This window comes from Pseudomonas sp. NBRC 111124 (assembly GCF_001320245.1).
GTDB lineage: Bacteria > Pseudomonadota > Gammaproteobacteria > Pseudomonadales > Pseudomonadaceae > Aquipseudomonas.
The window spans coordinates 51,087-68,897 of the sequence record NZ_BCBA01000063.1; the positions used below are offsets into that span (position 1 = coordinate 51,087).

20 protein-coding genes are annotated in these 17,811 nt (G+C 54.0%); 11 read left to right on the forward strand and 9 right to left on the reverse strand.

Features of this window, described 5'->3' with window-relative positions; genetic code table 11:
* Positions 1-181 precede the first annotated feature (181 nt).
* The 3 genes from APH28_RS23355 to APH28_RS23365 are packed head-to-tail and all read left to right on the forward strand — an operon-like array spanning position 182 to position 2,530.
* Complete coding sequence (locus APH28_RS23355; protein WP_060512858.1) at positions 182-1,789, forward strand: DNA sulfur modification protein DndB; 1,608 nt, start codon at positions 182-184, stop codon at positions 1,787-1,789.
* Positions 1,790-1,842: 53 nt separating this feature from the next.
* Positions 1,843-2,256 carry a hypothetical protein gene (locus APH28_RS23360; RefSeq protein WP_060512859.1) on the forward strand — a complete coding sequence of 138 codons (414 nt, stop codon included), beginning with the start codon at positions 1,843-1,845 and terminating at the stop codon, positions 2,254-2,256.
* A 31-nt stretch (positions 2,257-2,287) separates the two neighbouring features.
* Positions 2,288-2,530 (forward strand): hypothetical protein, encoded by a 243-nt coding sequence (locus tag APH28_RS23365; protein ID WP_060512860.1) that lies wholly within the window; start codon positions 2,288-2,290, stop codon positions 2,528-2,530.
* Between the two features lie 341 nt (positions 2,531-2,871).
* On the opposite strand, the gene APH28_RS23375 is transcribed toward APH28_RS23365, so the two are convergent.
* The 7 genes from APH28_RS23375 to APH28_RS23405 all read right to left on the reverse strand — a co-directional run bounded on the left by APH28_RS23375 (position 2,872) and on the right by APH28_RS23405 (position 7,070).
* Positions 2,872-3,819, reverse strand: coding sequence for a tyrosine-type recombinase/integrase (locus APH28_RS23375; RefSeq protein WP_060512862.1), 948 nt, complete (start codon positions 3,817-3,819; stop codon positions 2,872-2,874).
* Positions 3,819-4,343, reverse strand: a complete 525-nt coding sequence (locus tag APH28_RS23380; RefSeq protein ID WP_060512863.1) for a hypothetical protein — start codon at positions 4,341-4,343, stop codon at positions 3,819-3,821. The genes APH28_RS23375 and APH28_RS23380 overlap by 1 nt, the downstream gene beginning before the upstream one ends.
* A 71-nt stretch (positions 4,344-4,414) precedes the next feature.
* On the reverse strand, positions 4,415-4,663 hold the full coding sequence (locus APH28_RS23385; RefSeq protein ID WP_054912923.1) for a hypothetical protein: 249 nt from the start codon (positions 4,661-4,663) through the stop codon (positions 4,415-4,417).
* Positions 4,664-4,707: 44 nt separating this feature from the next.
* Entirely contained in the window at positions 4,708-5,208 is a 501-nt protein-coding gene (locus tag APH28_RS23390; RefSeq protein ID WP_060512864.1) for a hypothetical protein, read from the reverse strand.
* A 95-nt stretch (positions 5,209-5,303) separates the two neighbouring features.
* The gene (locus tag APH28_RS23395) at positions 5,304-5,933 is read right to left on the reverse strand and encodes a hypothetical protein (protein ID WP_060512865.1); all 630 of its coding nucleotides are present in this window, start codon (positions 5,931-5,933) and stop codon (positions 5,304-5,306) included.
* Positions 5,926-6,630 carry a P-loop NTPase gene (locus APH28_RS23400; protein WP_060512866.1) on the reverse strand — a complete coding sequence of 235 codons (705 nt, stop codon included), beginning with the start codon at positions 6,628-6,630 and terminating at the stop codon, positions 5,926-5,928. Before APH28_RS23400 ends, APH28_RS23395 begins: the two co-directional genes overlap by 8 nt.
* 11 nt (positions 6,631-6,641) lie before the next feature.
* The gene (locus APH28_RS23405; protein ID WP_060512867.1) at positions 6,642-7,070 is read right to left on the reverse strand and encodes a hypothetical protein; all 429 of its coding nucleotides are present in this window, start codon (positions 7,068-7,070) and stop codon (positions 6,642-6,644) included.
* A gap of 246 nt (positions 7,071-7,316) precedes the next feature.
* On the opposite strand from APH28_RS23405, the gene mobA reads away from it, so the two are divergent.
* The 6 genes from mobA to icmT all read left to right on the forward strand — a co-directional run bounded on the left by mobA (position 7,317) and on the right by icmT (position 12,658).
* Complete coding sequence (gene mobA / locus APH28_RS23410) at positions 7,317-7,619, forward strand: plasmid mobilization protein MobA (RefSeq protein ID WP_009682506.1); 303 nt, start codon at positions 7,317-7,319, stop codon at positions 7,617-7,619.
* A 53-nt stretch (positions 7,620-7,672) separates the two neighbouring features.
* On the forward strand, positions 7,673-9,835 hold the full coding sequence (gene traI, locus APH28_RS23425) for a TraI/MobA(P) family conjugative relaxase (RefSeq protein WP_218186524.1): 2,163 nt from the start codon (positions 7,673-7,675) through the stop codon (positions 9,833-9,835).
* Between the two features lie 61 nt (positions 9,836-9,896).
* The gene (locus APH28_RS23430) at positions 9,897-10,355 is read left to right on the forward strand and encodes a DotD/TraH family lipoprotein (RefSeq protein ID WP_054912930.1); all 459 of its coding nucleotides are present in this window, start codon (positions 9,897-9,899) and stop codon (positions 10,353-10,355) included.
* Positions 10,356-10,369: 14 nt separating this feature from the next.
* The gene (locus APH28_RS23435) at positions 10,370-11,230 is read left to right on the forward strand and encodes a type IV secretory system conjugative DNA transfer family protein (protein ID WP_060512869.1); all 861 of its coding nucleotides are present in this window, start codon (positions 10,370-10,372) and stop codon (positions 11,228-11,230) included.
* On the forward strand, positions 11,227-12,405 hold the full coding sequence (traJ, locus tag APH28_RS23440; RefSeq protein WP_060512870.1) for a plasmid transfer ATPase TraJ: 1,179 nt from the start codon (positions 11,227-11,229) through the stop codon (positions 12,403-12,405). Before APH28_RS23435 ends, traJ begins: the two co-directional genes overlap by 4 nt.
* The gene (gene icmT, locus APH28_RS29015; protein WP_054912933.1) at positions 12,395-12,658 is read left to right on the forward strand and encodes an IcmT/TraK family protein; all 264 of its coding nucleotides are present in this window, start codon (positions 12,395-12,397) and stop codon (positions 12,656-12,658) included. The genes traJ and icmT overlap by 11 nt, the downstream gene beginning before the upstream one ends.
* A 36-nt stretch (positions 12,659-12,694) precedes the next feature.
* Here icmT and APH28_RS23450 read toward each other — a convergent pair whose 3' ends face one another.
* Positions 12,695-13,387: a hypothetical protein gene (locus APH28_RS23450; RefSeq protein ID WP_155741775.1), complete on the reverse strand. Its 693-nt coding sequence runs from the start codon at positions 13,385-13,387 to the stop codon at positions 12,695-12,697.
* Positions 13,374-13,904 (reverse strand): hypothetical protein, encoded by a 531-nt coding sequence (locus APH28_RS23455; protein WP_054912934.1) that lies wholly within the window; start codon positions 13,902-13,904, stop codon positions 13,374-13,376. The genes APH28_RS23450 and APH28_RS23455 overlap by 14 nt, the downstream gene beginning before the upstream one ends.
* Positions 13,905-14,115: 211 nt before the next feature.
* Here APH28_RS23455 and APH28_RS23460 point away from each other — a divergent pair, with 211 nt between their 5' ends.
* Positions 14,116-17,232: an LPD7 domain-containing protein gene (locus APH28_RS23460; RefSeq protein WP_060512871.1), complete on the forward strand. Its 3,117-nt coding sequence runs from the start codon at positions 14,116-14,118 to the stop codon at positions 17,230-17,232.
* A 35-nt stretch (positions 17,233-17,267) separates the two neighbouring features.
* Positions 17,268-17,777 carry a hypothetical protein gene (locus tag APH28_RS23465; protein ID WP_054912936.1) on the forward strand — a complete coding sequence of 170 codons (510 nt, stop codon included), beginning with the start codon at positions 17,268-17,270 and terminating at the stop codon, positions 17,775-17,777.
* Positions 17,778-17,811: the final 34 nt, after the last annotated feature.

Consider the following 17,811-nt stretch of genomic DNA (forward strand, 5'->3'; position numbering starts at 1 on the left):
GTCCGGTTGGAGTGCTTGATCTACCGCCACGGTAGCGTAAATGAATAACAATACCCTAACACATATATACGTTAGCTTTGCCGCCGCGCCTCAGCCTGGCACGCCAACACTGAAAAATCTATATACATACGTACGTACGTATATTATCATTGTTGCATTCACCAGGTAATCGGAGGCTGGAATGTACGACGCAGTGATCGCCAAAGAAGCGTGCTCCCTTGAGGCGCAGCAGTTTGTGCCAGGGGAGGTTGTTTCGATCCACAGAGACGGTACAGCGGCTCGTAATGCCGCGGACAAAGCCAACAAGCGCAAAGGCGAATACGGCCTTTTTGTGGCGGTTCACTCAGAGAGCCTGGTGAAGAAGGGGGATTTGCGAGAAGACCTTTTGAATCAGTACGAGCTGAATGAGCGCCGTGAGTATGGCAAGCGTCTGATGCGGGCAATCTTGTCTGATGAGCTCACCGGTAAGCGCAACGTAATGGCTGACGACGCTGGATATCACCTGCAGCATTTAGGCATTACCTTGGAGGACCTCAAGGAGTGGTACGAAGAAGAGGTTCGGGCAGAGCATCTTGAGCAACAGATCCGCTCCCAGGAGCATGCACACTTGCGCGCAAGAGGCTTCGAGGCTCAAAAGGCGATCGACGAGATTCGGAACCAACCCTGCTTCGCCGTGCCGGCCGTTCGCGGTATCCAGGCCGGGCAGGAGTATTTTCTGGCACAGATTCCATACCCGATCCTGGCTCGCTTGTTTGTTTTCGACGAAGAGGAAGCAGTGCCTGCAGAGTTACGCGCTCAGCGCGCGTTGAACAAGAAACGGGCAGAATCCATTAGTGAATACATGCTCGACAACCGGGACACCTATGTACTGCCGGCGCTCACAGCTAGCGTCGACAAGGCTATGGCTTTCGAAGCACTTGAAGGTATCGAGCAGCTTGGCACGCTTCACATTCCAATGAGCGCCACCATGCTGATAAATGACGGGCAGCACCGTCGCTTGGCTATCGAAATGGCACTGCGCAACGACGAAACCCTTCGCCACGAAACAGCGCCGGTACAGATTCACTTTGACCAGGGCCTGCAGCGCTCTCAGCAAATCTTTGCTGACATCAACAGTAAGGCGGTGAAGCCATCCAGTGCGATCAATGCTCTGTATGACCACCGCAATCCTTACAACACCTGGCTCCAGGATCTCCTCACCCAACTGCCTGCAATCAAGCGCAAAATCGACTTTGAGAACGGTTCCCCGGGCATGCGTTCGTCTAAGCTTTGGAGCTTGGTTGCCTTCAAAAAATTCGTGACGCTGCTCACTGGGCTCAGCGAGAAAACCATCACTGGCCTGGAGGATGAAGAGCTAATGGACTGCGCCGACCTTGTGCGTGAGTTCCTTGAAGGTTGCGAGAAGTACATCCCTCAGTGGGGCGACATGCTATCCGGCAAGATCGCTGCCTCGGACGTTCGCGAAAATTTCGTCATCGGACACGCGGTCTTCCTTGAGGCGCTCGGGATGTTCGGTCGAGAAGCGCTGTTCTACGGTACGCATCTATCGCCTCAAGAAAAGAACGCCAAGGTCGTTGATCCTGGCAAGGCTAAGTGGCATGTCATGAGACCCCTCGAAGCTCTTCAACCGTCGAAAAGCGACGGCATGTGGGAGAATCGGTGCGTGGTATTGGGCAAAATGCAGAAGACGGTCGACGGGACCAAAGCTACCGCCGCTCAGCTGCTTTCGATCGCCAACATTCCTTTGCCGGAATCGCTGGCCGAGCTGCACCAACGCATCATCAAGTAAACACATCGCTTCGAGGCGCGTAGACGCCTCGATCTGAATTCAAGGAGATCGTTATGTCTGTAGGAACCGAGGGGTTGATCTCGGTCGGTACTGCGCTGGTGGCAGTTGTCGCTGCCGCCTGCACTCATGGTGTGCTGCAGCTGCTACCAGAAGTGAGCTTTGCCGCGCACAGCTGGATGATGATCGGGGTGCTGATCGCTGTCGGCATACTGGGGGCAGGTCTCTGGTGCGAAATCCAGCCTGATAACTTTGGCATGATCTCGGCAATTGCTGTTACACCCCTGGCCGTTGCAGCTTTCTGGGGAGGGCTTTGGCCTGCGATGACGGAGTGGGGAGCGGTCGGCTTGGCGTTTCCTGGACAGACGCCACCGGTTGCTTGGTGGGCCTCGAGCGCGGTGAAGTGGCTAGGACTCGCAGCAATACTGGGTGGTGGGTACTACTGGCTGTACCGGAGAAGCTTCAACTAAATTCGGACTGGATTTTTGATGGGAGGAGCAAGTGAATATTGAGATCGAAACCCTTCAGAAGACGGCTCAGCATTGGCGAGAAAGTAATCAGTGTCATCAGGGGGGAATTGTCCTGATGTGGCAGGGGGCTGTGTACGGTTGGAAAAACGAGCTGCGTGACCCCCAGCATGAACAGCCAGGCGCTTTCGCCGTCGATTCAGCCGGGAAGGTGTTCATCGCTGAGGGTGGTGACCCCTACAATGGTGCCATGCGCTGGTCACCTCTAGCACTTTGATTTGGGAGATGCACATTTGATGGACGCTCAGGAAGGAGCATTGCGATTTTACGCCTGGGCAATATGGTTCAGCTCCCTGGCGTGGATCGTTAGCAAGCTTGCGGTGTACTCTGCCGCTCATGGTGGGGTGACCGAGAGCTGGTTGTTCGTAATCCTATTCGGGGTAGTAGCATTGGCGCCCAAGGGCATTCAAGGCCTGATACTAGCTTCGAACTACCGTAAAGACATGAAGGCGGCAGAGTTGCGTCTTGCGGGTTACAGTCTTGGCTGGGTGATATTGCTAGCCATTGGCCTGTACGGGTTTCTGAAATATCTCCCGTAGGGAAACTCGGGAAGTCGATTCAGTATTTTACTTTATAGGTCGGAGAATCCTCCGGCCTCTGGCCGCGCCGATCGTAGAGACGTGTGGTGCTGATATTGGAATGTCCCAGCCAGGTTTGAACCTTCGCGATATCAGCCTCGTGCTCCAATGCGTTGGTTGCCGCAGTAGCTCGCAACCCGTGCACGCCCAGGCCAGCCACCGCTATGCCGGCTGATTTGGCCCAAAACCCGATGATCGAATAGATACCGTTGGCCAGCAAACGAGCCCCGGGCGTACGCCCGCGAACGGAGCGAAACAATGGGCCGGTAGTCCGCTCCCCATCAGCCTCCAGATACTGGTAGATCCGCTCTGCCGCCACCGGATGGAGTGGGAGGTAACGAACTTTGCGGCCCTTGCCATGCACCTTCAAATGACGAATGCCGCGGCGTTCCTGCAGGTCGACAACATCCAAGCTTGCTGCCTCCTCACGACGCAAACCGTGGTACAGGAGAACCGCCAGCAGTGCTCGATCCCGAAGCCCCTTTACGCTGTCTTGATCTGGAGCCTCGAGCAACGCCTTGGCCTGGTCGTCGCCCAGCGCCGGCGTTTTACCTTCATTGCTCTCATTCGGAGGCCGCTTGACGCCATGAACAGGATTTCCTCCCGCTACAGCGTTGCTGTCCAAAAGGTGGTCAAACAAACTGGTCAGCGCCGCCAGCTTTCGCCGGATCGTCGCAGCTGACAGCACTCTTCGCTCTAGGTCCGATCGCCAGGCAAGAACATGCGCCCGTTGAACCTCCCGGAACTGGTCTGGGTGGACAATGCCTACGAAGGCGGTGAAGTCGCCGATATCAATACTGTAGGCGCGTCTGGTCTGAGGATTATCAATGTTGGCCAACCACTCGGTAGCAGCTGGTACATCCGATAGAGCCAGGTACTGTGCTTCGGTGAGTTTGCCAGGCTGCCTGGTTACCAGGAGTTCTTTCATCAACGCATCCGCCGTCGTCTATTGGGCATGCTGGTTTCGACAGGATCAACAAGCTTCGCGTTAAGCAGCTGCTCCCACCGCTGGGTCTCCGCATCCATTTCAGCTTCACCACGGATTTCCGCGGCAATGGAGCCTCCAGCCTTTGCTAGCGCGGATCTTGCTTTCGACCAAAAGCCTAGTGCCGATCCCCAAATGTGTACCGGGACGATCGGGACCTGATGCTGGTCATGAAGCACTTTGAGCGTGGCCAGGCCATGACCATTCGCACGGTACTGATCGTCGACCTCGATCTTGTGAACGTAAACGCGGTCGAGGGCCGGGTTCAAACCGTACTCAATGCTGCCCACACGAGTAGCGCCGGCATAGATGCCAGCGTAAAGAGTCGGAGAGGGAAAGCCAAACTGCAGCGGGTGCGAACTTTCCCGTTCAGTCACTAACTGAACAGGTTCTTCGATTCTGGTCTTTTTAGGGGATTTTCGGCGCGTGTGTTCGAAAAAGTCACGCAGAGGATCAAACCAGTCCACGAATCCACTCCCTGCCTAAAATTGGTGATAACGTATTTTATCACCAATTTAGGAACGTAGGGGGAGGGTGGTTATCCTGCGCTTAAACGAGCTTGAAATGCTTCCATTTCCTGCATAGTGCTGATGTCAGGAACGAGTCTTGGGGTCAGGTTGAGCTGCGCCGAGATGTAGGCCAGCGTCCGAACGCGATCAACCGAGGTGTTCATTGCTTTGGCAACGCGCTTGGCTGCACCTGGTCGATTCAACGCGCAATGAGCAGCTTCCAAAATTTGCGCAAGCAAATCATCGTCGAGCTGGCTGAGCATGTCTTTCAAGTCCATAGGATCCATCCTTTCGTAACCCAACAATAAGAGCCGCGGTCGGCCTACAGGGCGGTGATTTCAGCGTTCATGATGCAGGCCAGATCGGCGCCCAGTTGCCGGCGAATACGAGCAACAGAGCTATCCGTTGGAGCCGCCTTATAAAACGAGAACTCGGGCGAGCTCGAATGCTGCAGGACAATCAGATGAGTCTTGCCAAGGCGTTTCAGCCTCCGCAGTTGGGCAACTTCGTCGACCATCTGAGTGATCGCCATGTCGAACCATTCAGGTGCATCTGTAGGTTCATCCATGGCGAGGCCCTGGAAAGTCAATTGAAGTTGGTAGCCGTTCGCTTTCAACTCCGCAACCAAAGCCGTCTGCAGCGCAGGGTCGATTTCAACGCGAGTCATGCCGCCATCGCCATTATTGGATACGAGTCCAAGCATTTTGTTATGGAGATAGACTTTGCATGACCACGCGAGGCCTCTCGATGTTTCGGCTTCCTTGTAACCCTTAATGTCCAGCCCGACACCGCGATACGCCTTGATGTTTGAGTACCTGTCCATAATTGACCTCCGTATTAACGTACAGACATTATACCCGTTAATTCCGTATTGTGTATATTATACGGAATAAAGAGGCCAAAAAAAATGGCCCCTACTCAAAGTACAAATCCCAGAGAAAGCGACGATGTGGCAAGCAACAGGCCCAGCAACAACACCGACTTTAGAGTTGGTTTTTGGTTGATGAATGTCGTTCCGAACAGCCCAGCAGCGACTAAAGGCAGGAGCCATCCCACGGGCGCATTGAAAATCATCGAGCAGATATTGAATAGAGGTCCTTTTGCAGAGGCAATTTTCGCCCAATAAGGAACTTGGCCACTGCCAAGCACAAACCCAACAGTCATGCACAGACCTGCAAAACAAAGCAGTGCGCATAGAACAAAACCCCAGGCCCTCCATCGAGCAGCATCAGCCACTTTGAGAGCCACAGCCTGGCTCGCTTCGCTTACAGCAGCCGACAATGTGGACAGTGCCTTCTTTGTCTCAGCATCAGCCATCTCAGCAAATAATGACTTGTGCTTGTCGACCTGTTTATCAACTTGCCTGGCAATCAGTTCTGGATACTTGGAATACATTGTATCGTAGGACTGCAAAGCCATTAAGATAAGCCAGAGAGAATCATTGTTATGCAGGTTCAAGGCATTTTTAACCCGATAGAGATCCTGCACCTCTTTCTCAGAAGCCTGTCGTCCTAAGAGCTTCTCAAAGGCAACCTCAATATCATCCATTGAGAACCTCCCCTATCACTTTATTCACATCACGGCGCCACCGGGTAAGTTCAGCTCGGTTTCCGATCGGCAGTTCCTTCAATGCTTGCCCGATCGATAGTCGTTTGCTGTAGAGGTCGTCACTCACACGATCCGCCAGATCTGGCAGCATCAGAGACTTACCACCAGAACCCTCGATGGATTCTCTGATTTTTGAATTGTTGTAAAGCTCGAACTTTATTTCGTCACCAAAGTAAGCATTACGAATTACATGGATAGTGGAGTCTGGGAGTGCTTCACGGTATTCCTTGAGCAGTTCTAAGCTGTCACGTTGCCGGTTAATCACCCACAGCGTGATCAGTTGCCTGTTCAACTCACCGAGCGTGCTGTTCAACGTTTCTCCATACGCTGCTACGCCTTTGTTATTCCGTGCAGCGGTATTGACAACTACAACATGATCACGGAATTCGTCGCAGACGTTAACAAGATCAATCCAGCCGTTTGCATCGTCCAAATCAATCAGCCTGCACTCAACTTCGTCTTTATACATCTTCCAAACGTCTGGATTGGAAGTGTCCGATTCAATCAGCAGAATCTTGAAACCAGCCTGCATCAATGTGTCAACTAGGCCTACCGTTGTGAAGCTCTTTCCTACGCCACCTTTACCACCACCGACGAGGTAGATTTGACCAACCAGGGCAATCGATTTTTCTTTCATAGGTTCTCTCCTCAGATGTCATCCGTATCATTTTTCGGTGTAAACCCGGGATTTCCTTGTCGTGTTACCCCGGTTGTTACCTGGCGTCCACTTGGCACAGCTTCAGTACCTTTCTCAGTGGATTTTTCTTTGCTCCCTTGGTGAACCTCAGCGGGAGCCCTACGACGTGTTACAGGCGTGCGTCGATTTCGACCTTTCGCCGAACCCCTCGCCCTAGTGAGATAGCTTTTCAGCGTTGTCTCTGAAATTGGCATTCCACCTGCGGTCAAAATCTCCGAGATTTTCGCCAGGCTGTATCCACGCGCCTGCAGAACCTTTATCGACTCTTGCATCATCTCGACTGCCTTCAGCTTCGAGACCGGCTTGTCCGGTTGCTCCACCTCTGGCAGGTTTTCGAGATCACCCATGAGCTTCTCGATTTGCGAAATGGTGAATCCCATTTGGCCTCCCCCCTAATGTCCTCTTTGCCCTGATTCTATGGGCATCCCTTGCGGAGTCAAGTTCCGTACGATAGCCTTGATACGAAATGAGGTCTATGGTTTTGGACAGGGTAGGGTTTGTACTCCCGCCATAAATGGCGTCCGTCCAACCGGCATCGCTGGCAGTCGTTTCACTCCCTTGCGATGCCTACCACCCTGCTCAGGGCTACGCCCCGAGACCCCTTGGAACACCTGAGGATCCTGCTTATGAGTACCAGCGAGCAAAGGCGTCGTACCGGTCGGTTACCACCTATCCGGTGCTTCGAGGATGAAGAGGAAATCGTCCGTGACAAAGCTAAGGACTGCGGGCAGAGCGTGGGTCAATTCATGCTCGCTGCTGCGCTGGGAAGGCGTACGAGGTCAAAAGTGGAGGGCCATATCCTCAATGAGTTGAGGAGGCTTGGAGGCCTACAGAAACATCTGTTCAATGAAGGCGGTGGAAAACTTTCGAAGGAGTACGCACAGATCCTGGTGGCATTGAAGGCTGCTATTGAAAGGATCGGTTCGTAATGTTAGCGAAGGTGCCACCAAAGCGGGCCGACGGGAGCTCAAGCTTCTCAGCGTTGGTCGACTACGCAACAGAGCGTGACGAAGATAAGGAGACACAAACTGATGAGCTCACTCCAGGCCACAGCCGAAGAGACGACTCAATTCTTGAGTCTGCTCGAGAACATATCGAAAGAGCAGCAGACCGTTTGCGAGAGATTGGACGAATTGATGCTGCAACTCAAAATGCCATCCGAGAACGTGCTCGAAGTATTGGAATTGCTCTTGATACCAATGGGCGTCGATATCAACAGGATCAACACTCAGTTCCAGACCGCTTTGACGAGCCTGGACCCATCACAGACAGAGGGGTAAACGCTGATGGACATGAAAGCCGTCTTGCCGTTGCTCAGCACCATCTTGCAGCAGCAGCAAACCATCTCCGACAAGCTACTAGAGATCATCCTGACTTTGCGGCAAGAGCAAGATCCCGTGGAGCCAACCTTGCGTTTCATGCTGCAGCCGCTCAAAGAAGGGATGCAGGAGATGAGCTCAATGCTATCGCCGAGCTCGAATCAGGACTCCTCCTCGGAGCTCCAGTAAGGGAAATTACACGTTCCGGCGTCTCCTGCCAGCATAATTGCTTGAGCCTGGCGACAGCCGCCGCCGAGATGAAAGCAGTGGCTGCTCAGAATTCCCGTGTTAAGGATCCTGTTTACCATGTCATTCTGAGCTGGCCAGAATCAGAGAAGCCTACTGACGATCAAGCCTTTGATTGTGCACTGCATGCGATGGATGCGGTCGGAATGGGTGGACACCAGTACGTGTTTGCTATTCACCATGATACGGACAATGTTCACTTACATATGACAGTGAATCGTGTCCACCCTGACTCGTATAACGCGGTGTATCCAGATAGAGATTACTTCAAGCTCGATTATGCAATGCGTGAGCTTGAGCTTCGTTATGGCTGGGCACACGACAATGGTCCTTACAGTGTAACCAATTCCACAGGCACACCAGAAATTTCTTGGTCGGCCCCCAAACCGAAATTCCAGGGTAAGCAGCCAACTCGGGCTGCGGATATGGAACATCATTTGGACCAGGAAAGCTTGCACACTTATTGTCGTGGTGAGCCCCGCGAGGCTGTTGCCTCACTTCTGAAAAAGAAAAGTTTAACCTGGCAGAAGCTTCACGCCGAACTGGCACGTTACGGGTTGGGGATGAAACCCAAAGGCCGCGGGATGGGTATTTATTCTCTTGATGATTTGAGTCTGGTGCCTATCAAAGCAAGCGATATGCATGAAGCGCTTTCTAAAGCGCGCTTGGAAAAGCGACTAGGGGACTATGAAGAGCGCAGAGTCTCTCAAGAGTTGATGGCTCTTATGAGCTATGACAAGTTTGTCAGTCCACGACGCAATCCGGAAGATCGCCAGCAGCGCCGGTCAGAGCGGGCTAACTTGCGCAGGGCGCTACGTGCCCGATATGAAGCCTATCGGACAAAATTTGTTTATCGCCGAGTTGATAAAGAGTGGGTAAAGCAACAATTCAAGCGCATACGCGACGACGCCAGGCAGCAGCGCCTGGACATCAGAGTGCGTATCAGAAATCCTAAGGATCGAAAAGCATTTTACAGTATCTTGGCTTTCGAAACACTAAGGGCCAGAGAAGAACTGAAAACTAAGATTTCTAAAATGCGGGCAGAGCTAAAAAATGATCCATCTAACAAAAGGTTCTCTTATCGTGAATGGGTTGAGAAAGAAGCAGCCACTGGAGATCCGGGGGCAATCAGCCAACTTCGTGGTTTCGCCTATGGCGAAAAACGTGCTGCAAAAGCCGAAGGGGCTAACAGGTTCGAATTTGCTCTGGATCTTGATCCCAAATATCAATCGATTGATGGAATGCTCGGCGTGGTTAGAAAAAACGGATCGATCATCTACCGGCGGGCTGCAGGCGATCCAGGGTTCGTAGACCTAGGGGGTCAGTTCAGTTTCCCTGGCCAGGTGGTTGACAGTGAGCTGATCACTCGAGCCATACGTGCGATGCCAAACATATCGGCTTCCGATGCTGCGTTGCGTATTACAGGCAGCACCGAATTCAAGCGCTCAGTGGTTGAGGCTTTGGTTGATGAACGGTACGCCGGCCCCTTGGCAGATCCGGAGCTTGAACAATTGCTGCGGAAGGTCAAGGCCGAACGGGACGCACAGCAGAGGTCAAGAAGTGGCCCCCGCGGGGGATAGTGTTTGCCTGTGCTCATTCCGTATTATAGTATCTATACGAAATCAATGGAGGGTTCGCAAAATGGCCAACAAACGATATCCGATGGCTCTGGTTGCCCTGGCTGTAGCCCTGGGGGGCTGCGCATCAAAGAAACCTGATGAATCGGCACAGCATCTGATCGACCAACAGATCCTCGAGGCGTCACAGCGTATCGAGATGGCCCAGGCCGATCTCTATCAGCAAGGGGCGATCAACAGCCGCGTGGTGATGCGCCTACCTTCGACCATTTTGGACGACAAGCAACGTGTGTCGCTCAAGTGGCAGGGCGATGCAGTCGAGCTTTTGGCGGCTTTGGCCCGAGACCGTGGGCTTGAGTTCTCATTCATGGGCGTGCGTATGCCGCTGCCGGTCGACATCGATGTCAACAAGGTGCCCTACGACACCCTGATGTTGATGATCCGCTCCCAGGTTGGGTACCGAGCCGATGTGACCCAAATGCCTGGCAAGTTGGAACTCCATTACAACCGGCCCAAGGCCTGAACTGGAGGCACGTTATGAAGCGGATTCTCGCATTGTTGCCTTTGATGGTATCCCTTGCTGTCCATGCCAGTGAAAGTCCTGAGCTTGACGCAAGCGGCCAGGTCACCGCGCCGGTCGTTGAAACGGCACCGCCTGATCTCGACTCGTTGCTTAAGCCCCAGTCCAAAGCGACCACCAAGGTCACCGATATCCGAAACCAATTGCTGACCGACATGGGTAACACTGTCGGTTTCCGCGGCGGTATGGCAGCCCGAGCTCGTGAGCTAGTTGACGGTCTTAATGCCCGATCGCCGTCACTAGATGCGATGTTCAAATTCGCACCTCTCATCGCCAAGAACGGCACACTTCCCCCGGTGATCGTAGAGGCCCGGGACGTTGCTGCCTTCTCGCAAGACCAAGTGCGCACTGCAAATCGGGTCTACAAAATTGAGCGGGAAGAAAGGTTCGTGAGCGTCCCACCTACTTGGCGGGACTATCTCTATGTTGGTCTGCCCCTCAATGGCAGTGTTGAACTGCCCGACTTCGAAGCGCGTCCCCAAGACAGCGACGAGGCTGAAATCTGGGAGCAGGCTGTTCGGAAAGGTTGGGACGACGGATACAAGCAGGCTGACGCTATCCTCGAGGCCAATTTCAATCGCTTGAGCCGTGATTATCTCGGAATGCACCTGTACTCCTCGCTCTTGCAGTCCGACATGATTAGCTCTACGAGCGTGGCTGAAAGCCAGCAGACTGTCACAGGTGATGGTAAGCAGATGATGCTTGGCGACAAATTGCGTCGCGTCACCGGCCGGGCGACATTCGAGACTGACCCAAAGAAATGGCGTCCCTCGGTTAAAACGCAGATCCGCCAACCTAGTCAAGGTGCGCCTAAGTGATCAGTCCAACCTTCGAGCCGTACAATTTTGAGGGTGACTTGTCTCCCGATAATTTCATGCGCTTTCTGAAGCTGTGTGCGGACCGGGGCGTATCGGACATCCTTGTCCAGGGCGGCGACTACATATGGGTCGAGCTGCATGGCCGGCAATTGAAAGCGTCGACGACGACCATCAAACAAGGTCAGTTGTCACCGTTGATGGCCTCAGCTTGGTCAGCAGAAATTGAAAGCATGATCAAGCAGGGGGACGAGGGTGTTGACCGGGCCCTGGAGCTGGCAGGCGAAGGCTTTGGGCTGGCACGAGGCACGACGCTGCGCTTTCGGACCAACTTCGTTCAAGCGCGCATCGCCGGTATTGATGAGGCTTATTCGATCACCATGCGAGTGATCCCCTCGGATCTGCCCGACATCGACAAAATGGGCATCGAGCCTGATCTGATTCGGGGCTGCTACGCAGAAATGGGGCTCGTACTGGTCTGCGGCCCTACGGGATCTGGAAAAACAACTTTCCTCGCCGGCTTGTACAAGAAGGCAGGTGCAGAAATGCCTGACCGGAAAGTCATCACCTATGAAGACCCCATCGAGTACGTCCTTGGTGGTCCGCACTGGTTGGGACCGCAACCATCCCAGTCGCAGCTGCGCCGAGACATCGGCGACTTCCCGAAAGCTCTACGAAATGCCATGCGGCGCAAACCCAGTATCATCGGTATTGGTGAAGCTCGGGACCGTGAGACGATTGAGGCAATGACTGAAGCGGGGCTGACTGGACACCTGTGCTTTGCGACCATGCATACAGAGTCAGTGGCAGAAACTATCAACCGTGCGATTCAAACCTACCCTCCCGACCAACAGGCCGGCATGGCTTCACGCTTGGCCGGTGCATTACGGGTGATTCTGGTACAACGCTTGCTCAAAACTACAGACGGCAAGCGGGCAGCCATCCGCGAATACCTCGTTTTTGATCGTGAAGTGCGCAATGAACTGCAATCCCTGCCTTACACAGACTGGGGGCGTTTCATTCGCGGTTTGTTGGAAAAAGCCGAGGCCACCCTGGATGATAAGGCTTGGAGATTGTTCCGAGCTGGTCGCATAGATACCGTCGAGTTTGTCAGCCTGGCCGGGGCGAAGGAATTCAAAAAACGTTGTGAGCAGGAGGGACTAGACCATGGCATCTAGTTGGAGAAGTGCGTCGATTTCACCCAAAGCTCTCGGCATACCATGTGGCGCATACATGCCGCTGTTGGCTTGCCTTTATGTTGGGCACAGCTTGTGGATCTGGATCGTCGCTGTCCTGATCATTGTCTGCTTTGGGGTCATGGCACATATCGGGTGGACGCTGAATGTGTGCTGGAACAAGTTTTTGGGCTTCGCCCGCGGCGGACGGATTGTGGCCCGGCCGTGGTGGTATAGGAAGCGTTTCAGGGATTAAAAAAAACCGCCTTGGAGGCGGTTTTTTTTCAGTCCTTCAACGTGCTCGAGGACCTCGGTCCCTATTGGCTTGAGCAGCCAATGGTGCTGCGTCAGAGCTCGCCGGCCCTGGCGGTTCCAGCGTGATCCGAATTCCGGGGTTGAGGCGGCAAGTCGCTTCCTTGATAGCAGACCAGTGTTTATGGGGTAGAACACCCACCGTCAAAGCCTTCTCACTGAAGGCCACCTTAGCTGGGTAGGCAATTACCTTCATATGTTCCCATTCGGGAGCGGCGGTCAGAGTACTCAGCAATTCCGGCCGTTGTTGAAGCAATAGATGAGGTTTCGCTAATTCGGTTTTTGTCGGGGTCAGGCCCTCGCTGACCAACCTTTCACGCAATAGCTCCTGCAGATCATCCATCATGCTCCTGGACATTCTGGCAAACGACACGAAGTCGTGATTGGCCAGATCCTCAGGCTTCATCATGAGTGGATTCTGCTTATGATCGAGCTCCACCAGGAAATCGATCACGGTAAAATGGAGTCGGTTCTTGTCCGCGTAAGCCCTAGCGGCCATGAAGCCGTCCTGCTTGCTTTGATAGCCATAAAGTGCCGGGAATACGTCCCCAGGTTGCCCATTGAGAAGCGCACCGCAATCCTTCAAGGCGATCGCGCGCGGCGCCTGGCCAGCGTAGAAATAAACGCTGGAGAGCTCGATAATGTGCGAGTCTGCTTTCTCAGTCGTGCTCACCAATGCCACCTTTTGACCAACCCTGAATCAAGACCTTTTCCACCTTCTGTCGTTCACCTACTTTACTTACGACATCCTGCATCACGCGTTTGCACTGTTTAGGTGTCAAATCCATGCGCTTCAAGGCCTCAACCCACTTCATGACAGGTCGCCCTGGCTTGCCATCGTGAAGCATCAGGCGGTAAACCGAGGGTGGCGATCTGCCAATAAGCGTGGCAAATGTATCTCGATCTTGAGGCGAATCTTGAAGGCCTAAATAGTCGTAAAAATCCTTGATATCCAGCGGTGGCTGCACCGGTGAAGACTCCGGATGCGTCCTGTAGAGAAAAAGCAGCATAGCCACCACGGGGTCGTTGATCTGCTCAGCCGACTTTTCCGGGCCTGTTAGCTCTTCCCATTTCGCTTTCTGCAGGCCAAAGGCATCAGCAGCGGCAACCTTGGTCAGACCGTTCTCGATCCGCCATCTCTCCAAATCCGTCCCACAAATTGGCTGAATTTCATCAGTTCCAATGGACATTTGATCCCCTCAAATGTAGCAGACGTAGCCCTCCTGGGCCTTAGGGCGCGGAGCTTCCCATTCCGCTTTATTTTGAATAATATACACAATACGAAATTTCAGCAGTCACGGTCCAGCCCAGAGCGAAGCGTTTAACCCAACTTTACCCAGCCCCTCTACGGGGGCTCAGGGCAACGGACTACCCCACCATCCGGAAGGAGGCAGGATTGCCATGAGCGAAGAAAGCGAAGCCTTGATGCAAGAGTTCCGCCAGGCTGTTTATGAGCGATTGAATTCGCCTCAAGCAGCTGAGGCCTCTCCTCGTGAAGCTATTGTGCGTCGTGCTGAGGCGTACCAGGCCTGGCTGAATAGCCAACCATCCGAAGATGAAGCCGCGGCCGTCCCTACTGCGTTGGTCAGACATTGGGTCGCTGCAGACCTGTCGTCATGGCGCTCGATTGACGCCAAGAATACAGCTGATGCAGCAACTACCGTTTATCAGAATATTTTCGCATACGATACATATGCGGAATTGCTAAAGGAACTAGACCAAGCCCTTTACAGCGAAATTATTTCGCGATTGGAGGGGCATGAAGCATTCGGTAACGGTTTTGGGCGGGGAAATCCTGATCTAGATCAAGAAACTGTTGATCAGGATCCAAAAATCCAGATCAGCGAGCTCTTGAAGGACATCACCTACAAGGAGCGGCGCGACGGCAGCGTCCTCTATTCCCTCCATGAGAAGCCCATTTTCATCGACCATGGGCAGCAAATCCTCATGGTGGCTGAAGCCAAAGATGATGAGATGGCTATTCTGGCCGGCCTCTACATGGCTAAACAGAAGTTCGGTGGCTCAATCGAGCTTACGGGCAGTGAAGAATTCAAGCGCCGAGCGATCGAAGTTCTGATCAAACATGAGGTTCCGGTCGAACTCAACAACCCTGCCCAGGAAGCCATTCGACGCGAGCTGCTCGGCTTGCCTCCTATAGCAGTTGTACCAGACAAAAACGCCCCGCAAGCTGAGCCGCCGAAGCCGTCAGATGAAGCGACCGGTGAGAAGGTGGGCACCCCCAGTGAAGGGCCGACGACATCCGCAGAACCGGCTGCAACCGATCCAACCCCTGTTAATGCCCGCGAGGGTGTGATCGTCGATTTCGGGCCGGCGCCCTATCTTTTCGACAAGAAGCAGAGCAAAAGCTTCTTCGTGAAATTGCGCAATAGCGACGGCGAAGAACGTGTTACCTGGGGAGTGGACCTTTCTCGAGTGTTCCGCGAAAACGAAATTGCTCCAGGCGATACCGTCGCGTTGAACAACCTGGGACGTAAGCAGGTAACTGTAGAAGTGCCTGTGCGTGGTAGCGATGGCCGTGTAGAGCGCTACGAAGAGAAAACGGTTCATCGCAATGAATGGGAAGCCGTTCTGCTTGCTAAAGCAGATCCAGAGCAGGCCCCTCCAGTCGAACCTTTGGCCGTTGAGTCCCTGACAGTGGCTGGGCGGGATGCGAGATTCGTTGAGTCAGTCGGTCTGCCCGGTGATATCAATGATTACCCCGACTTGCTGCCGTATCGGGCCGAGGATCATGCAATGGCCGTCATGTGGGAACATGACCGCTCACCTGAAGGATTGCAGACAATCGAAAGCTGCATGGCCGAAGCAAAATACCGCGCTGCTTTCCATGCCAAGCTTGAGAGTGAAGTCGGTAAGCTCAACACGCACTTCCGCGGACAGATGGAGGCATCCGAGGGTTACGCCATCGCCAGAGAGCTGCTGGCGGACGCTGAGAAGCGCTTTGGACCACTGCCAGAGCCTGGCAGCGATGGTTTTGACCGGATGGTCCAGTTAGAAAATTCCTGGGATCCGGAAGAAGTCATCAAGGCGATTGAACAGTCTGATGCGGCTTACCTGGCTGCTCTGGAAACCCATCAAGGCGCAGATCAGGCGCCTAGTTCCCCATCCAATTCGGTACCGGCGGAAGTGCTGGAGTCATTCGCGCTCGATAGCTACAGCCAGTATCCGTATGACCAAAATACGACTCCTTCGGCCAGGTGGGATTTGCTGAATAGCGAGGCTGCCAAGCAAGGCTACACCGCGAAGATTGATTTAGTGCCTGAATCCGATCGGGTCGATGGTGTTACCTACACAATTGCGTACTTTGACGGTGAAGGTCAGCAGACCAATATCCGCACAGAGTTGACCGGGGCCGGCGGGGATATAAAACCTCCTGCAACCTTCCTCAATGGTCAGCGCATTGCACAGCCATTGGCCAACGAACCTGAAGCAGATGCTGCCGTGCTTGCAGGTGCGATCTCCGAATACGAAAAGTCCAGAACATTGGATCCTTCAGGAGAGGACGCCCTTCCTACTGATGAAGTGGAGCTTGGTGATGTAGCTGCAGCCGCGGTCGAGCATCAACATTTCCAGGCAACCGAGGGAGTGCCTTTAGGCGAATCCGATCTGCAACGGGCGGAGAACCTTGTTGCGGTAAACGCCGCTGTCTGGTGGCGCGATCAGTCGGAGGCCATCAACACCTGGAGCAAGTCGCTCGAAGAGCTGGAGCACGACCTGGCCGCTCTTGGACCAGAGCCAGCGACCGACCAGTACTACTGGTTCGACAAGACAGGCCGTCCTGTTCCTGCACCAGTGAATGAGTACGACTGGATCATGGCCAATTCCTTCATCAAGGATGAGCCCACCCCCCTTCCCGAGATTGAAGGCTTCGGCGCTGGCCTTCATGGCAGTTCGAGCAACTCCGGTGTTCCCGGAGACATTCCCGGCGCTACTACCAGTGATTCAACCACTCCTCAGGAGGTCGGTATGGCAAACGCTGACAGCAATGCGGAACAGAAACTCATCCTTCGCGGTGTGACCAAGCTGGATAACGACCAGTACGACACCACAGTGCTCCTCTACCAGGGCAGCGGTGATTACCTGCAAGGGTACGTGAAGATCAACGGCGAGAAGCACCAGGTGCTCGCGTTTATCAACGAGCGGCACCCCGAACCTGGAACTGGTGAGATCAAGCCCAATTTCATCACCCTGTCCCAGCCGAACAATGATGGCAGCGACCAGAAATGGACGCAGATCGGATTTGGTAACGCAGTCAATCGGCGCGGCGACGGGAAAGCTGTGTACTTCGACGAGGTGCTTTTCAACGTCGATAACCAGATCCTCAAGGCGAAGGTCACCAAGCACGTTGATGCGGATATGCACCGTAAGCTGGGTTTCCTTGAGCAACGAAAAGAGCGGGAGAAATCGAGCGCCACCCCAAAGCCTGAAGCGCCGGCACAGCCCGCGATGGCACAGCCAAGCCCGGCGCAAACCACCGTTAAACCCCGGGCTCGAGCTTGATGCTCCTGGCCGCTGAATGTTCTTGGAGGACTGGTATGAAAACACTGACCCGCGCGTTATTCGTTGTGTTGCTGCTGAGCTCGGCTGTGACAGCCAATGCTGCCACCTGCCGTAGCGGCGAGGCTGCAGTGCGTGGTGGTGAGGCCGGCCTGGCCCGAGATCAGGACGCGGCCGACACCACACAAACAGCAGCGCAAACATCGTCTGACATTCTGGGGAAATGTGTCGGGGGGATCACTGGCATTTTCAGCACAACCTCGTTCCCCGATCTGTCGGCCATCTGGCAGATGATCAAGGACAAGGTTTGCTCGATCGCCAGCTCGTCGGTCAACGGTGTGATTTCCGAAGTCAACGGCCAGATCAATGGTGTCATGAGTGAGGTGAATGGCGCGGTAACCGATGCCGTGAATCAGACCGGTGTCAACGACACAGGTCTTGGTACCGTGGTGGGTAGCGGTGATACGCACATCAGCAACCCCGTCGAGGTTGGACACACGAGTGACCCGGCGGATTCATCGACTAATTGGAATGAAGTCTGGAAGTAAATGCCATGGAGCCCGCGATAGCGGGCTTTTGGTT

What these genes read in the sequence shown, in the direction of transcription:
- APH28_RS23355 (WP_060512858.1), top strand. Translation starts at nt 182, where the DNA reads ATGTACGACGCAGTGATCGCCAAAGAAGCGTGCTCCCTTGAGGCGCAG.
- APH28_RS23360 (WP_060512859.1), top strand. Translation starts at nt 1,843, where the DNA reads ATGTCTGTAGGAACCGAGGGGTTGATCTCGGTCGGTACTGCGCTGGTG.
- APH28_RS23375 (WP_060512862.1), bottom strand. Translation starts at nt 3,819, where the DNA reads ATGAAAGAACTCCTGGTAACCAGGCAGCCTGGCAAACTCACCGAAGCA.
- APH28_RS23385 (WP_054912923.1), bottom strand. Translation starts at nt 4,663, where the DNA reads ATGGACTTGAAAGACATGCTCAGCCAGCTCGACGATGATTTGCTTGCG.
- APH28_RS23390 (WP_060512864.1), bottom strand. Translation starts at nt 5,208, where the DNA reads ATGGACAGGTACTCAAACATCAAGGCGTATCGCGGTGTCGGGCTGGAC.
- APH28_RS23395 (WP_060512865.1), bottom strand. Translation starts at nt 5,933, where the DNA reads ATGGATGATATTGAGGTTGCCTTTGAGAAGCTCTTAGGACGACAGGCT.
- APH28_RS23400 (WP_060512866.1), bottom strand. Translation starts at nt 6,630, where the DNA reads ATGAAAGAAAAATCGATTGCCCTGGTTGGTCAAATCTACCTCGTCGGT.
- APH28_RS23405 (WP_060512867.1), bottom strand. Translation starts at nt 7,070, where the DNA reads ATGGGATTCACCATTTCGCAAATCGAGAAGCTCATGGGTGATCTCGAA.
- mobA (WP_009682506.1), top strand. Translation starts at nt 7,317, where the DNA reads ATGAGTACCAGCGAGCAAAGGCGTCGTACCGGTCGGTTACCACCTATC.
- APH28_RS23430 (WP_054912930.1), top strand. Translation starts at nt 9,897, where the DNA reads ATGGCCAACAAACGATATCCGATGGCTCTGGTTGCCCTGGCTGTAGCC.
- APH28_RS23435 (WP_060512869.1), top strand. Translation starts at nt 10,370, where the DNA reads ATGAAGCGGATTCTCGCATTGTTGCCTTTGATGGTATCCCTTGCTGTC.
- icmT (WP_054912933.1), top strand. Translation starts at nt 12,395, where the DNA reads ATGGCATCTAGTTGGAGAAGTGCGTCGATTTCACCCAAAGCTCTCGGC.
- APH28_RS23455 (WP_054912934.1), bottom strand. Translation starts at nt 13,904, where the DNA reads ATGTCCATTGGAACTGATGAAATTCAGCCAATTTGTGGGACGGATTTG.
- APH28_RS23460 (WP_060512871.1), top strand. Translation starts at nt 14,116, where the DNA reads ATGAGCGAAGAAAGCGAAGCCTTGATGCAAGAGTTCCGCCAGGCTGTT.
- APH28_RS23465 (WP_054912936.1), top strand. Translation starts at nt 17,268, where the DNA reads ATGAAAACACTGACCCGCGCGTTATTCGTTGTGTTGCTGCTGAGCTCG.